This window comes from Paenibacillus sp. FSL H8-0175 (genome assembly GCF_045040615.1).
Taxonomy (GTDB): domain Bacteria; phylum Bacillota; class Bacilli; order Paenibacillales; family Paenibacillaceae; genus Paenibacillus_AQ; species Paenibacillus_AQ odorifer.
The window spans coordinates 1,484,976-1,501,396 of the sequence record NZ_CP150299.1; the positions used below are offsets into that span (position 1 = coordinate 1,484,976).

Annotated in this window: 11 protein-coding genes; 8 read left to right on the top strand and 3 right to left on the bottom strand. The window is 43.8% G+C overall.

What is annotated here, in order from left to right; all coding sequences use genetic code 11:
- Positions 1-50: 50 nt before the first annotated feature.
- The gene (locus MHH46_RS06525) at positions 51-380 is read left to right on the top strand and encodes a hypothetical protein (protein ID WP_076128060.1); all 330 of its coding nucleotides are present in this window, start codon (positions 51-53) and stop codon (positions 378-380) included.
- Between the two features lie 22 nt (positions 381-402).
- On the opposite strand, the gene MHH46_RS06530 is transcribed toward MHH46_RS06525, so the two are convergent.
- Positions 403-849: an N-acetyltransferase gene (locus MHH46_RS06530; protein ID WP_036679492.1), complete on the bottom strand. Its 447-nt coding sequence runs from the start codon at positions 847-849 to the stop codon at positions 403-405.
- A 591-nt stretch (positions 850-1,440) separates the two neighbouring features.
- Here MHH46_RS06530 and ilvB point away from each other — a divergent pair.
- The 5 genes from ilvB to MHH46_RS06555 all read left to right on the top strand — a co-directional run bounded on the left by ilvB (position 1,441) and on the right by MHH46_RS06555 (position 10,820).
- On the top strand, positions 1,441-3,183 hold the full coding sequence (ilvB, locus tag MHH46_RS06535; RefSeq protein WP_076192996.1) for a biosynthetic-type acetolactate synthase large subunit: 1,743 nt from the start codon (positions 1,441-1,443) through the stop codon (positions 3,181-3,183).
- A complete protein-coding gene (gene ilvN / locus MHH46_RS06540) occupies positions 3,180-3,668 on the top strand; it encodes an acetolactate synthase small subunit (RefSeq protein ID WP_170914191.1) in 489 nt (162 codons plus the stop codon). Before ilvB ends, ilvN begins: the two co-directional genes overlap by 4 nt.
- A gap of 177 nt (positions 3,669-3,845) precedes the next feature.
- The gene (gene ilvC / locus MHH46_RS06545) at positions 3,846-4,838 is read left to right on the top strand and encodes a ketol-acid reductoisomerase (protein ID WP_036679485.1); all 993 of its coding nucleotides are present in this window, start codon (positions 3,846-3,848) and stop codon (positions 4,836-4,838) included.
- A 102-nt stretch (positions 4,839-4,940) separates the two neighbouring features.
- Positions 4,941-6,482: a 2-isopropylmalate synthase gene (locus MHH46_RS06550; RefSeq protein WP_038569217.1), complete on the top strand. Its 1,542-nt coding sequence runs from the start codon at positions 4,941-4,943 to the stop codon at positions 6,480-6,482.
- Positions 6,483-6,767: 285 nt separating this feature from the next.
- Positions 6,768-10,820, top strand: a complete 4,053-nt coding sequence (locus MHH46_RS06555) for a collagen binding domain-containing protein (RefSeq protein ID WP_076192994.1) — start codon at positions 6,768-6,770, stop codon at positions 10,818-10,820.
- Between the two features lie 67 nt (positions 10,821-10,887).
- On the opposite strand, the gene MHH46_RS06560 is transcribed toward MHH46_RS06555, so the two are convergent.
- Positions 10,888-12,033: a response regulator gene (locus MHH46_RS06560; RefSeq protein ID WP_081386357.1), complete on the bottom strand. Its 1,146-nt coding sequence runs from the start codon at positions 12,031-12,033 to the stop codon at positions 10,888-10,890.
- 83 nt (positions 12,034-12,116) lie between these two features.
- Positions 12,117-15,215 (bottom strand): ATP-binding protein, encoded by a 3,099-nt coding sequence (locus MHH46_RS06565; protein ID WP_076192992.1) that lies wholly within the window; start codon positions 15,213-15,215, stop codon positions 12,117-12,119.
- A gap of 103 nt (positions 15,216-15,318) precedes the next feature.
- Here MHH46_RS06565 and MHH46_RS06570 point away from each other — a divergent pair, with 103 nt between their 5' ends.
- Entirely contained in the window at positions 15,319-15,900 is a 582-nt protein-coding gene (locus MHH46_RS06570; RefSeq protein ID WP_076125482.1) for an RNA polymerase sigma factor, read from the top strand.
- Complete coding sequence (locus MHH46_RS06575; protein WP_038569222.1) at positions 15,897-16,349, top strand: anti-sigma factor; 453 nt, start codon at positions 15,897-15,899, stop codon at positions 16,347-16,349. Before MHH46_RS06570 ends, MHH46_RS06575 begins: the two co-directional genes overlap by 4 nt.
- Positions 16,350-16,421: the final 72 nt, after the last annotated feature.

Consider the following 16,421-nt stretch of genomic DNA (forward strand, 5'->3'; position numbering starts at 1 on the left):
TTGTAGATGATGCAAATGAGAGGCGTACAAAACATTTAGGAGGGGATCATATGACTAAGCCAGTTACGAAGAAGCAGGTTATGAGACTCGTGGGTAAGCAGATCATTGCAGTAAAAAAGGACGGTACTCAGGTGACAGGGAAACTGCTTCGTGTATCCGGAAATCGTCTGATATTACAACGCGTAAGTGGTAAAAAAGTACAAACCAAAGCAATCATTCCTTTAGTGTTGTTTGATTTGCTAGCCATTGGTACAGCACCTTATGCTTTTGGTGGTGGCTATGGCGGTGGAGCGCCTTATGGCGGAGGTCCTGGCTATGGCAATCCTTATGGAGGTTACGGGTACGGAGGCACACCCTATCCACCTTTCGGATTCTTTTAAGTTCAGTTGAAATTTGATTTAACTAGATGAACCTTTTCTCCAATTCGTAACAGAAGCTTAGGGATTGATAACGGGCTACGCTGTAGCCCAATTTTTGATAAAAGGCAAGAGCTGCTGTGTTTCCTAAATCGACGGATACCTTAGCCCGATGACATCCGCGTGATAGTGCAAATCGTTCTGCTCGATCCATGAGCATATTTCCCAAGTGTTTGCGCCGTGCTGCGGGTGCTATGGCTAACATATCGATATAAAGTAAATCACCATGCAGCAGGAAATGGACAAACCCCATTGGATCACTCTCATAGTCGGGACAGGCGACTAAGGTGATACCGTGTCCCAGACGACGGGGGATATCTTTTTTGATTTTGGCAATTTCAGTCTTTGGCAAATGAGATAATGGTACAAGCTGTCGCTCGATTAAATCAAGGATAATGACGTCATCCTGCTTGGGTCGACGATAACGGATCATAGAGCGCCCCCTTTCTACGCATTGTCGTACATCATATGTCGGGAGCGTGGTGGGGGTTCCCAGCACGTAGAAGTAGGAGTTGTGACAATATTAAAAATAAGGGTATTGACTTATCCATGTTAGGAATCATATAATGTGTCTAAACATTTTATCGAACATACATGTATCGGCAATGATGAGGACGAAGTTTTAAGGGCTCTTTTGCTCAGAGAGTGTGAGGATCTGCTGCAACCTCCACCGAAATCCCTTATATACGAGCTCACCTCGGAGCTGTTTTCCTGAAAGGTCCACTGGCTAGAGTGGTGGAATTATTAGGGAAAATCGTTTAGTCCGCGTTAGGGACTTCAGGTTACAGAGATTAGGGCCCTTGCCTACATCGATGGATTTTTGTATACCTGATAAGGCGTTGCATCGCGAGATGTAATGCAAACATGGGTGGTACCACGGAAGATCAACCTTTCGTCCCTCACGCGCTAATACTGTGCGTGGGAGGCGAAAGGTTTTTTTGTTTTATAAGGAACCATTTGCTGATGTATAAAGGACGGTCCGTCATTTGCATAATGAATGTTAAATATCGGAGGAGGAATACTAATGAGCGCGCAAATACCGGAATTACGGTCTACTGAGCAGTTAAAAGAAAAATGGATGGAGCCGGAGGTCATTTCCGGTTCCGAGATATTACTCCGCAGCCTTGTATTAGAAGGTGTAGACACTGTATTCGGATATCCGGGTGGAGCTGTACTGTACATCTATGATGCATTGTACGGTTTTACGGATTTCAATCACGTGTTAACACGTCATGAGCAAGGTGCTATTCATGCAGCTGACGGTTACGCTAGAGCAAGTGGCAAACCAGGGGTATGTATAGCTACCTCAGGTCCCGGAGCAACGAATCTTGTAACAGGTATTGCTACAGCATATATGGACTCCACTCCATTGGTTGTAATCACAGGTAACGTATTCTCCAGCCTGATCGGTACAGATGCTTTCCAGGAAGCAGACATTACCGGGATAACGATGCCAATTACTAAGCATAGCTACTTTGTAAGAGATGTTGAGGATCTCCCGCGTGTTATACATGAAGCTTTTCATGTGGCGAATACCGGTCGTAAAGGTCCAGTGTTGATCGATATTCCGAAAGACGTGTCAGCAGCGAAGACGTTGTTCACACCAGTGAAAACAGTGAATCTTCGGGGCTACAATCCTTGTACAGTTCCAAACAAACTGCAGCTTGATAAATTGGTTCGTGCGATTGCGGTTGCTGAACGTCCGATCATCATTGCAGGTGGTGGAGTCATTTACTCCGGAGCACATGAAGCTATGTTCGAATTCGTGAAACGGACAGAGATTCCAATTACTACAACCTTGCTGGGTCTCGGAGCTTTCCCTAGTGCAGAAGAACTTTGGATGGGAATGCCGGGTATGCATGGTACGTATACCGCGAATAATGCGATCCAACAGTGCGATTTGCTCATTAATATCGGTGCACGTTTTGATGACCGTGTTACTGGCAGACTGGACGGCTTCGCGCCAAAAGCCAAAATCGTGCATATCGATATCGATCCTGCAGAAATCGGGAAAAATGTATCGCCTGATATTCCGATTGTAGGCGATGTGAAAACGGTATTGGAAATGCTGAATCCTGAGGTTGGCCGCGCAGCTAATGCTGATGCTTGGAGAACACAGATTGCTCAGTGGAAGCTAGATCAGCCGCTTCGGTATAAGGATTCAGAAACAGAGCTTAAACCACAATGGGTGATTGGAATGATCAATGACACCACTAAAGGTGAAGCGATTGTTACAACGGATGTTGGTCAGCATCAAATGTGGGCTGCACAATACTATAAGTTCAATCATCCGCGTTCATGGATTACTTCAGGCGGTCTTGGAACGATGGGCTTCGGATTCCCGTCAGCTATCGGTGCACAGATGGCACATCCTGAACGGCTGGTAGTATCGATTAATGGTGATGGCGGCATGCAAATGTGTTCCCAAGAGCTAGCGATATGTGCGATTAACAATATACCAGTCAAAATTGTAGTAATTAACAATCAGGTGCTTGGCATGGTTCGCCAATGGCAGAATCTTATCTATGATAAACGTTACAGCTTTACAGACCTCGCAGGCAGTCCGGACTTCGTTAAGCTGGCTGAGGCCTATGGTGTAAAAGGTCTACGGGCGACGAATAAGGAAGAAGCACGTGATGCATGGCAGAAAGCACTGGAAACACCGGGTCCAGTATTGGTAGAATTCGTTGTTCCAAAAGACGAGAATGTCTACCCGATGGTAACTCAAGGTTCAACCATCGATCATATGCTGATGGGGGATGAATAACAGTGACAAGACATACGATTTCTGTACTCGTAAATGACCAGCCGGGTGTGCTTCAACGGGTGTCGGGTTTGTTCGGTCGCCGCGGATTTAATATTGAGAGTATAACGGTTGGCCAGTCTGAAGAGGTTGGATTGTCCCGGATGGTTATCGTTACTCTTGGAGACCAGCATACGCTTGAACAAATCGAGAAGCAGCTCTACAAGTTAATTGATGTAATTAAAGTCGTTGATCTTGGATCTAAGCCCATGGTTGCTCGTGAGCTGGCTCTGATTAAAGTGAATGCCGATCCAAGTGAGCGTCCGGAAATTATGGGCGTTGTAGAAACCTTCCGGGCTTCAGTTGTTGATATTGGCAGCACTACATTGTTAGTACAGGTAGTTGGAGATACAGTGAAGATTGATGCGATGATCGAGCTTTTGAAACCTTATGGAATCAGAGAGCTGTCTCGCACGGGTATTACGGCTATGGTACGCGGTAACTCTTAAATAGTTTATTTTGCGACTTTAACGGATTACTGCTTGATTGCATTAATCTGATATGATATGAATGAACTTCCCGCTAAAGAGCGGGAGCTTGAGGAGCAGCTAGATCTTCTATGATTCCAGTTCTCTTGAAGCACCCGCTCTTTATGATGGGTCTCAAATTAAAGGAGGATATTGACAATGGCAGTTACAACGTACTATGAACAGGATGCAGAACTTAGTGTATTAAAAGGAAAGACAATTGCGGTAATCGGGTACGGTAGCCAAGGACATGCCCAAGCACAAAACCTGCGTGACAGTGGTCTTCAAGTTGTCATCGGTCTTCGTGAAGGTAAATCTTTTGAAACTGCGAAAAATGACGGTTTTGAAGTATTGCCAGTAGCTGAAGCAGTATCCCGTGCAGATGTTGTGCAAATCCTAATGCCAGATGAAACACAGGCTTCGGTATATAAAAATGAAGTAGAACCAAACCTTAAAAAAGGCGCAGCTTTGATGTTCTCCCACGGCTTTAACGTACACTTTGGACAAATCGTTGCTCCTAAAGATGCAGACGTGTTGCTTGTAGCACCAAAATCTCCAGGTCACATGGTTCGTCGTACTTATGTTGAAGGCTTTGGCGTTCCTGGCTTGATTGCTATCGAACAAGATGCAACTGGAAAAGCTAAAGAAATCGGTCTTGCTTATGCAAAAGGTATCGGCTGTACACGCGCAGGGGTTATCGAAACTTCCTTCCGTGAAGAAACCGAAACTGACTTGTTCGGTGAACAAGCTGTACTTTGTGGTGGTGTATCCGCACTGATCAAAGCTGGCTTCGAAACATTGACAGAAGCAGGATATGCTCCTGAGATGGCTTACTTCGAATGTCTGCACGAATTGAAGCTGATCGTTGACATGGTATACGAAGGCGGATTGTCCAGCATGCGCGATTCTATCAGTAACACTGCTGAGTACGGTGACTATGTAACTGGACCACGCATTGTAACTGAAGATACTAAAAAAGCTATGAAAGCTGTTCTGACAGATATTCAAGAAGGTAAATTCGCTCGTGACTTTATCCTTGAGAACCAATCCGGACGTGCTTTCCTTACCGCTACTCGCCGCAACGAAGCTGCTCACCCAGTAGAAGTTGTAGGTAGCCAATTGCGTGAAATGATGCACTGGATTAAGAAATAATCATAATCATACTTATGATTAAATAGTATTACCTTCAAATGCGGCCGTGACTTTGCGAGCCGCATTTGAGAGTTTCAGCACAATTTTTGGGAGGTGCTTAGCATGCGGAAAATTTATGTGTTCGATACGACACTGCGAGATGGAGAGCAGTCACCAGGTGTGAACCTCAACACGCGTGAGAAAGTGGAGATCGCTTACCAGTTAGAGAAGCTGGGAATTGATCGCATGGAAGCGGGTTTTCCTGCAGCTTCTCCAGGTGATCTAGCTTCTGTTAATGCGGTGGCAAGAGCTGTGAAGAACGTCACGGTAATCGGCCTTTCTCGTTCTAGAGAGACAGATATTGATGCTGTAAAAGAAGCACTACAGGGAGCGCAGGACCCTTGTATTCATATTTTTCTGGCTACATCTCCTATTCACCGCCAGCATAAGCTACGGATGGATAAGGCTCAGGTGCTGGAAACTGCACAGTCTGCTATCCGATACGCTAAAAAATATTTCCCTAAGCTCGAGTTTTCATTAGAAGACGCGGGACGTACGGAGTATGATTTCATGGCTGAAATGGTCGGCATGGCTATCCGGGAAGGCGCTAATGTTGTTAATATCCCGGATACTGTAGGTTATTTGAATCCTTCGGAGTACGGAGCTATCTTTAAATATCTAAAAGAGAATGTGCCTGATATTGAACGCGTACAGCTTAGTGCCCATTGTCATAACGATCTTGGTATGGCTACAGCAAATACGCTGGCTGCGATTCAGAATGGTGCAGATCAGATCGAAGGAACGATCAACGGTATCGGTGAACGTGCCGGGAACACAGCGATTGAAGAAGTTGCGCTAGCGCTTGAGACACGGGCTGAATTTTTTGGTGCAAAAACATCGCTTACGTTATCTGAGATCTCTCGCACAAGTCGTCTGGTCAGCAAGCTTACAGGTATGGTGGTTCCAGGGAATAAAGCGATTGTAGGAGCTAACGCATTTGCTCATGAATCGGGTATTCACCAGGACGGGATGCTAAAAGAGAAAACTACCTACGAGATCATGACACCGGAGACTATTGGACTTAAAGAGAGCAAGCTGGTACTCGGCAAACACTCTGGACGGCACGCTTTCCGCGATAAGTTGAGTGATCTTGGGTATGATTTGTCCGAAGAAGAGCTGAACACCGCTTTTTCTAGATTTAAGGATTTGGCAGATAAGAAAAAAGAAGTATCAGATGAAGACATTTTGGCTTTGATTGAAGAGAAATTAATTGATACGCCAGAAGTCTTTAAGCTGCAAACGATGTTCGTTACTTATGGTAATGAAGCTGTTCCAACCGCCAAGGTTATTATTGCGGGTCCGGAAGACCAGCCGATTGTAGCTGAGGCCGAAGGTAATGGTTCAGTAGATGCCATCTACAATGCTATTGATAAAGCCACGAATGAGGAAGTTACCCTTGGAGATTATTCGATTAAATCGGTCTCCCGTGGTAAAGATGCGCAGGGTGAGGTTCATGTGGTGCTTTCGCAGGGAGAAGTAGCTGCACAAGGCCGTGGACTTAGCACCGATATTCTAGAAGCAAGTGCCCGCGCTTATATTGATGCGCTGAACAAGCTTCTGGAGAAGCGTAAGACTTACACCAAACGTGATCACGCTAGTCTATAAGATGTACAATGTTATTTTTATTTTCCACTAAGTAGTAAATACGACAGGGATATGCGAGTTATGCGCATATCCCTGTTTTTTTTGCAATAAAAAGATCTCCAAGACTGCAATAGGACGCTGTTCAGATTATGTATAGATGGACTATTTACAATAGTTGTTAGGTTGCAAATTTATATCATGAGAAAGAGTCAAGGAGGTTAATGCGGGGGAGTAGAGTACGGGATTCAAAGGATAAAGCTTAGGAAAAGCACGATAAACGGAGTGACAAAGGAGGCATTTTTAATAATGTTATCAAAAAAGAAAATTAGCGCATTGCTCGTAGTATTCTTGCTTGTGACGCAATGGGCTTACAGCTTTGGCTTTGGAGTCAATTCGCAGGCATATGCGAGTGGCAACGGTACTGTAATTGGAGATGACCTCATTACTAGTGTTACGCTTGCTGTATACACCGATGATAAATACACAAATACGGTTACAGAAAGCGTATATGAACTTGATTCCTATTCGGAATTGAACTATACATGGTCACTTCCAGATGGGCATGGATATAAGGATGGGTCCACCTATACCTTTGATCTTCCAACACAGTTTGAACTTTATAACGATCTGAATGGTGATCTTATTTTTGACGATGAGCCTGTAGGGACTTATACCGTCGACAAAAATACTAACCGCGTTGTATTTACATTTAATGCTTATATCGAAACTCACGATAAAGTGGGAGGGACTTTCTCCGTAAGGTCGCTTTTGAGCTCCAAGAAAATTACAGGCTCCACGAAGCAAACCCTGATTTTCCCGATACAAGGCGGTACTCAGACCATTGAGCTTAATTTTAAGCCGAAGGTTAGCTCTACTATAGAAAAAGACGGTTCGCCTAAGCCGCAGTATTATAATCCAACAAGCATCGCTTGGACGGTTGATGTGAATAAGGCACTGGAAAGCGTAAAAAATGCAGTTGTCACCGACACACTCCCTGCGGGATTATCACTGAATACGGTATCTATTGCTGTTTATGAGCTTGATGTGAAGGTCGATGGGACTGTGAGTCTTGGCAATCTAGTGGACAGCAGCAAGTATGATGTGACAGGATCCACTTTGGGAGAGTTAAAGCTGAAATTTGCGGATAACCCGCTTACTAAGGCTTACCGGATTGGCTTCTCTACGGATATTACTGGTACTGGTGTAGATGCGAAAACCTTTTTGAATGAGGCAGTCTTAACAGGAGATAACGGATTTTCTAAAAAGGCTAGCACTACAGTTACAGTAGGACGTGGCAAACCACTATCGAAAGAGTCCACCAATTACGATGCAGCGAATCAGGTGATTTCCTGGGCTGTTAATTTCAATTACAATGAAAAAACAATTTTAGCGGCAAATGCTATTTTGAAGGATACATTCAATAACACCCAAGATCTAATTCTCAACTCGGTTAAAGTTTATCCTGTAACGATCGACAGTAATGGTAACGGGGTTAAAAGCGCGGAAATCGCTTCAAGCGAATATACAATAACTCCAACAACTGCAACGGGATTAAAAGGTTTTGATCTGAAATTTAACAATGATATAAATTCTGCCTACCGTATTGAATATCAGACAAAGGCAAATGGCAGAGTATTTGATGATGGCAAGATTACGAACAAAGTTACTTATGATGGAAAAACAGAAACGGGTTACAGTGATATCAAGCAGCAAATTCTCCATAAATATTATAGCAACGTTAATTATGCGACTAAGACCCTTGATTGGACTATCCAAATTAACGACGACAGCAAGACTATGGAAAATCTAGTGGTGACGGACACTTTTGGCAATGCCGGATTAAAGCTTGTTCCGGGTACATTAAAGGTTCAACCAACTAAAGGCGGAACTGCTACCGTCCATAGTGTTGTTTACAATGCGCATGATCCGGTTGCAGTAAACGATGGATTTGTGATTACTTTTAATGCGCCGATAAATGAACCTTACACAATTACTTATACAACAAGCTTTAACTATGATTGGCTGGCTCCGGGCAAAACTCAATTCACTAATACAGGTGCACTCGATTGGAAAGAAACGGTTAATGGGGTGCAGGAGTCTAAGCATAAAGAAGCGACCGTAATCTTTAATCCAAGAGATGAGGTTAAAAACAATGGGAAGAAGAGTGGTTCCTACAATGCTGTAACTAAGGAAATCACTTGGAACATTGGGGCTAATTTTAATCAGAAAACGTTAAACCAAGCTCAACTGGTTGATACCATTTCAGCTGGCCAAGTTGTAAATATGGATTCTGTGAAAGTGAATAAATGGGAGTATGGAAAGGATGGAAATCCTTCTCCTCAAGCTAGTGTGAATTCCGCGGACTATAAAGTGGAGCTGGATGGCAGTGAGCTGAAGGTGACATTTAATAAAACGATTAATTATGCGTTCTACGTCACTTTCAAAACAACGTTCGCGGATCAAGCGATTGATTCAAATGAAATTAAAAATACAGCTACGTTATATGACGGTGCGAAAGTAGAGTCCGCTAAACTGCAAGCTTCTGTTAATATCCCTCAGGGCGGGGAATACGTTAACAAAGAAGGTGCGCAGGATGGCAATAAAATACATTGGACGGTTTACATCAACCGTAACCAATCTTTTGTAAAAGAAGCGGTAATTACGGATATTCCAAGCGACAATCAAATCCTGCTGTCCAATACATTCCATGTCTACAAAACGAAAGTTGCAAGCAATGGGGATGTAACATCGACCAACCAAGAATTGGTGAGTGGTACAGATTATAAGCTGGAAATCACTACGGATAATGACGGAAAAGAAAGCTTTAAGCTTAGTTTCCTGAAGGATATTTCCGAAGCTTATATTTTGAAATATGACTCCCTGATCACAGCACAAAACAATGATAAGGTAACCAATAAGGTTAGTTTCGATGGTAAAAACATCAAGGTAGTTCCAGGTGTAAGCACCGAGGAAATTATCGTTAAGCTCTCTAGCGGCTCCGGCACAGGAAGCGGCGTAAGAGGACCGTTGACGATTACCAAAGTAGAAGACGGGAATACGAGTAAGGTGTTAAGTGGGGCCGTTTTTGATCTGTATCGGGTAGTTGATGCCGATAAGATCTGGATTAAGGAAGGCACTACGGATACAAACGGGATACTTGAATTTACCAAACTAACAGGTGGGAAATATATATTAATTGAGAAAACAGCGCCTGCTGGTTATGTTCTTGATCAAACACCACATGAAGTGACTATTTCTTCGACGACAGGGATAAGCCTTGAGGTAAAAAACAAAGTTCCGACACCAACAGCAACGCCTATACCGACTGTAACGCCCGCACCAACGGTAACACCAACGCCAGCGCCAACAGCAACAGCAACACCAACGTCGACGCCAACAGCAACGCCAACGTCGACACCGACAGCAACACCAACGTCGACGCCAACAGCAACGCCAACGTCGACACCGACAGCAACACCAACGTCGACGCCGACAGCAACACCAACGTCGACACCGACAGCAACGCCAACGTCGACGCCGACAGCAACACCAACGTCGACGCCGACAGCAACACCAACGTCGACACCGACAGCAACACCAACGTCGACACCGACAGCAACACCAACGTCGACACCGACAGCAACACCAACGCCGACGCCGACAGCAACACCAACGTCGACGCCGACAGCAACACCAACGTCGACGCCGACAGCAACACCAACGTCGACGCCGACAGCAACACCAACGTCTACTCCAGAGGAACCGACAGGTCCTATCTGGACACCATCACCGACTCCGGAAGTAGTCGTTACTTCTACGCCAACGGCAACACCAGTTGTGGTGGCAACACCTTCGCCAACACCGATGGTAACGCCAGTGTCGACGGCAACGCCAACGGTTACGCCAACAGCTACTCCAAGCCAGCCTGTGGCAACTAGTACGCCTGTTGTTCCGCAGGTAACTCCACCTGTGCAGAAAGAGATTACCAATGAAGATGTTCCTATTGAAGGTGAAATTCCACTTGGGGGAGTGCCAAGCCTGGGAGATGAGCCGGGACATGGTAAAGTAATTATTACTAAGGATGGCAAATGGGTCTACACACCTGATCCGGGCTATATTGGTAAAGATAAGTTCACCATTATTGTTACAGATGAGAATGGAAATGAAGAAGAAATCCTCATAGAGATTGATGTGGAGGAAGTACCAAAGGGTACAGTCACTGAGCCGGGAAATAACAGCAATAAACCGACTCAGCTTCCGAAAACAGGAGAAGACAGCGCGTTTCCGATCTACTTGGTTGGTGGGAGTCTAGTACTTTTAGGGTTTGTATTAACAAGACGATTCAAACGTAATAACTAGGAAGGTAATAATAAAGACACCCGGTTTTATCCGGGTGTCTTTATTATGTCTTGATAGGTTATTTAGCTCATCGCACTCTATGGTTAAGCTGCTCCCATTGCTCGTACCATTGCTCAACGCTGGCTGGAAGGCCAAGGTTAAGTTCCTTTTGGAACAAATCCTTGAGCAGCTTGTACTGCTCTTCCACAGCGGAACGTTCTCCAATACTGTCGTAGACCTTCATTAATCCTAAATGCCCTTGTTCAAAATAAGGCTGTAGCTGCACTACTCGTTGATAGACAGTAACGGCCTCGGCAATTCTGTTGCTTTCTATATAAAATTGGGCTATGCCCATTGCATGGTGCAGCCAAATGGTACGAAGACGTTGCCGCTCACTTTCAGCCCATAAATAATCATAATCGTCATAGTAATCTCCAGAATAAAGCTCGAATAAAACTTGATGCTCCGCACAATTAACTTCACTGATGGTTTCCAGAGCCAGGATACCCTGTTCCCACTTATCTACATCAATCAACATTGATCCGGTTTCAAGGGTATAGCCTTCCCCCCCGCTAAGGTTGCTGATATGCAGGTCAACTTCATTCTGCTTTAAGCATTGCCGGACTTGATAAATTGTTGTATAGAGATGGGTAGAGGCCTTTTTCAGATTGAAGTCTGGCCACAGCAGTTCAATCAGCATGTCTTTACTTACGAAGCGGTTGCGATTATGGAGCAAAAAGGCAAATAACTCTTGGGCCTTAGAGGTTCTCCAACGCAGATTATTCAGAGATTGTCCGCCTCGTTCAAAACGAAGCGATTGAAGACAACGAATGGTTACCTCTTCTTTTGCAATTATGAGTTTTGGTGCAAGTGACAATCTTTCTTCTAACCGCTGGACAGCTTTCAATAGTCGGTCATTTCGCACAGGCTTCAAAATATAATCGAGCGCATTGATCTCAAAAGCCTCCACAGCATAATGGTTATACGCGGTAACGAAGATAATATTTGCATTTGGACAGGCCTCTTGGAGCATCTCCGCAGCTTGAAGACCATTAATTTCTGGCATTTCAATATCAATAAAAATAACGTCAGGATGATAAGACGGAGCCTCTTGAATGGCCTGTGAGGGGTCCGTATAGGAAGCGGCTATATGTAAAGATGGTATTTTTTTTAACATAAACTCTAATTTCACAAGGGCAAGCCGTTCATCGTCAACTAATATTGCCTGAATCATTATTAATCACCACTCAGATATAGTATTTTAGCCAAAATACGTCGAATCCTTACTTGATATTTCGGTTCACAATAGTTTGTCTGTTAATCAGAAGGTTTTCGAAGCGGATTTTTTTTGTCAGAAGGAATAATAAAACTCACAGAAGTTCCTTTCCCTTCGGAGCTTTTAATCTGCAGCCCTTTTCCGTAGACCCGCAACAGCCGTTTATGTGTATTTAAAAATCCGATTCCTCTTGCATCATTAGACGGATTGCTGAGCAACTGCTGGAGTTGTTCGTTTTTCATGCCTTGGCCATTGTCTGATATCGTGATTTCAATATCGCCAGCTTGTTCCTTGATGGTTATGGACACCGTTCCTCCTTGGGAGCGACTCAAAATACCGTGCCGGACAGCATTTTCAACCAGTGGCTGTATAGTCAGGGGCGGCAGCTGAAAATGCAAGCTTTCCTCATAATCCCAAAGAATGGTCATCCTATCTTCAAAGCGCTCCTTTTCTATGTAGAGGTAGGCATGAACAAGCTCAAGCTCTCGTTCAATCGGTATCATAGGCTCAGCATTCAGGAAATTGAAGCTTAAACGCAAATAAGAGCTGAAGGCATCCACAAGGTGACTCATTCTATTAATATCAAAAGAAGCCAGCGCGGATATTGAATTTAATGTGTTGAACAAGAAATGTGGTTGTATTTGCGCTTGAAGATAGGCAGCTTCCACACGAAGCCGTTCGTTTACGGACTGTTTTAGATCTGTTAAGGAGCGTACACGGGCCTTCAGCTCTATTGCATTCATAGGCTTCATTACATAGTCATTTGCACCTGAAATAAAACCGGTATAAATATCTTCCGCTTGGCCTCGTGCCGTCAGAAGCAGAATGGGAAGCTCAGCAATGGTGTAACGTTCACGAATTCTATGCGCCAGCTCATACCCGGACATTTGTGGCATCATTACATCTGTAATAATTAAATCCCACTGAACGGTATCCAGCAATAGTAAAGCATCGTTTCCGCTGGTCACCGTAACGATTTCATAGTCCTTGATGGAAAGTACGTTGGTAAGTATTTTTAGATTAACCGGATCATCATCTACAGCCAGAAGCTTTGGTCTCCTTCCATGGGCTGATGAAACGATACCCGGTGCGGTTAATTTGGATAAAGTGATCATAGATGGCGTGTCTGAGAATTCAGTCATAGAGGGCAGTTCTGAACTCAATACCCGGCTGGTTGAATCGTATAATGGCATTGTGAATGTAAAGGTAGTACCTTCTCCAAGTGTGGAGACTACACTTATTTTCCCGCCGTGAAGTTCAACTAACTGCTTGCTGGTGCTTAATCCAAGCCCGATGCCACCGCTAACTTCGTTCATGCTGGAATCGCCCTGTTCATAGGGCTGGAAAGCTCTGAGCAACGTCTCCTCGTTCATGCCAAGACCCGTATCCGTAATATGAATCTGCGCCGATTTTTTATGAATATCTGCATGGATTCTTATCGTGCCTACAGTCGTATATTTAACAGCATTTTGAAGCAGATTGAACAAGATCTGAATGAGTCTTTTTTCATCAGCCACAATAGAAGGGAATGAATCTGGTATTTCTGAGACTAAGGATAAAGATTTCCCTTCCGTTAAGAATTTGAACATATCAAGCACACCCACTGCGAAGGATTGGATCTTAAGTTCTCTGAGCTGCAATTGTATATTGCTTTCACGGAGCTGGGATTGATCCAGCAGATCGTCTACCAGAAGAGACATACGTCTTCCAACGGTAATGAGCAGTTTTAAATTCTCAGCATTTTGATGCGTTACAGTGTCACGCTCGCTGCCCAGGACAGTTTCGGCAATGTTAATGATACTGTACAGCGGATTTTTTAATTCATGTGAGGTGTTAGCCAAAAAAGCATCCTTTTGTGTAACACTTCTCTGCAGGCTGTGCGCCAGTTTTTCTGTCTCCTTAGTATTCCAGTGATATCGCTTAAATCCAAAAGTCGCAAAGCACAAAAAGGCGATAATTAGATCAAAAGGATAATAGGTAACGTTAACCCAGTTATAATTCTTGAACATTCCCCAAAGTGTGCTGTTAACGATGGCAAACATAGATAACAACAGGAAAATAGAGCCTTCGTAATTTTTAACAATAGATCTCAGAAAAAGAATTACGACACCTAATGGTAAAACTAATAAATTTATGCCGAAAATCAGTGTGTGAAATTCATAATAGTGAACAACGGGTCCAAATAATATGAACAGGATGTCTACTACGGACAGGATGGTTAGGATACGAATACTTTTTATTTTTAAATCCGTGAACAAAAGATGTTTGCTTGTCTGCAGGATAAAAATAAATACAGCAATATAAGAGATGTAAAATAGTTTGAAATTCCATTGATAGTTCAAGGGAAATACGTGCAATAGAAGCCTGTCATCATCTATGAGTACGGTAGTTATAGCGGATATTACCAGTAGAAAAAAATAGATCAACATCTTTTGCCGCAGCCCAATTATATATAAAATAACAGCATATACAGCGTGCAGTATTAGAACAACACATAATAGCAACTGTAGGCTAATAGAGAGCAGTCTTTCCTGTGTTAAAGCTTTTTCGCTGCCAAATACAATCGTTTTAGAAATTCCTCCCGTTTGGGAAAAGGAATAGTTGGCTACATGGATCACAATTTCAAGTTCACTTTTATCGGTTGTAAAGGATACTGAATAAGGCAGTATGTACGGAATATAGTGTTCTTTACTCTCAGCAGGAGTGCCAGAGCTGTCCAGCCGTTCACCGTTGATATACACTTCTGAAGAGGACCGAGCTCCGGAAATTAGAAGACTATAGGATTGCTTCTTATGATTATCTGTTAGGACACGTAGCCGATAGGAGCCGTAGCCATAAGCAGATTTATCGCTATCGCTAAGGGCATCTTTCCAGTTCCCCGGGACTTGTATATATTTTGCAGGAGCAGCAGTTACAGATTGTTCGTTGAATGAAGGAAGCAGCATACCCGGATAGAACTCCCACTGCCCATTTAAAATAAGGAGTTTGTCCTGATTCCATTGTTTATCCCGTAAATCCAACACACCATTGATCAGTGGTGGTTGTGTGGTGTGCGGAGAAATCTTTACCCATAGGATACGGAATCCAGTGAGTATAATAAGAAACAATGCGATAATTAAGAAGAGTTTTCTTTTAGTCATAGTAGTTAAACATTATTCGACAACAAACTATATATTCCTCTCTTCAGCCTATTTCAAAAAAACCAAAAAAATTTATGTATAGGTTGCAGGGGAGAACGATTGGTTGGCGTCTAACGTTATGAAGGTGAAGGAGGGGAGAAAGCTGGAAGAGGCAGAATGGATTGCTGCTGTGCTGAACGGTCAACATCAAGCCTTTGGGCATTTGGTGACACGTTACCAAGGCATGGTATACAGAGTATGTGTCAAAATCACAGGAGAAGCCGAATCGGCCAAAGATATGGCCCAGGAGGTTTTTATAAAAGCATATAAAGCGCTCCCCTCTTTCAGAGGACAATCCTCCTTCTCGACATGGCTGTATCGGATTGCCTACCGAACCTGTCTGGACTGGAAACGGGCCAACGATAGGGAGTGGAAGTACCGAAGTGCAGCTGATTACACAGAAAATGATTGGGTAACGTCTCAAACTCCGGAGCATGAGGTACTTGAGCAGGAAACATCAGCTGAATTAGGAGAGAATGTGAACAGTCTGGCGGAACCGTACCGGTCGGTCGTCCAGCTGTACTATTTTCAGCGCAATTCCTATCAAGAGATTGCAGAGCAAAAGGGAGTTTCCGTGAAAACAATCGAATCGCAGCTTTATCGAGCCAGACAGATGATGCGTAAACAAAGGGAGGAATGGCGATGAATTGTGCAATAGTGAAGGAATGGATGCCACATTATATAGACGGCCTACTGTCTCCAGAGATGGAGCTGAGTATCCGATTGCACATAGAGTCATGTCCTGATTGCGCAGAGTGGCTGGAGGAAGCCAAGGCAATGTCGGAGCTGTGGTCGGAAATGGATGCTGACAGAGAACAGTTGCAGGCGCAGATGGACTTCCCGGATCTCGCAGCAGATGTTATGACACATATTGAGCAGCTCGAAACAGGTCGCAGATCACGAGCGACTAAGGCAACCAATGTAAGACGTCGTTCTGCCCCAAAAACCTCATGGATTCATTATGGAGTGGCTGCTTGCCTCAGTTTGTTATTGTTGCAGTTTGGGGTATTTGAGAATTTAGCCTATGGCATTACCGAAATAAACGGCCATATGTCGAATTCAGTAACCCAGTGGTTTGGTGGCTTTGGGAGATAGTAATAAAATAATTGATCATCAATAGATGTTTAAATTGGCTAAAGTTTTGCTACCCAAATTTTAGGAGGATGT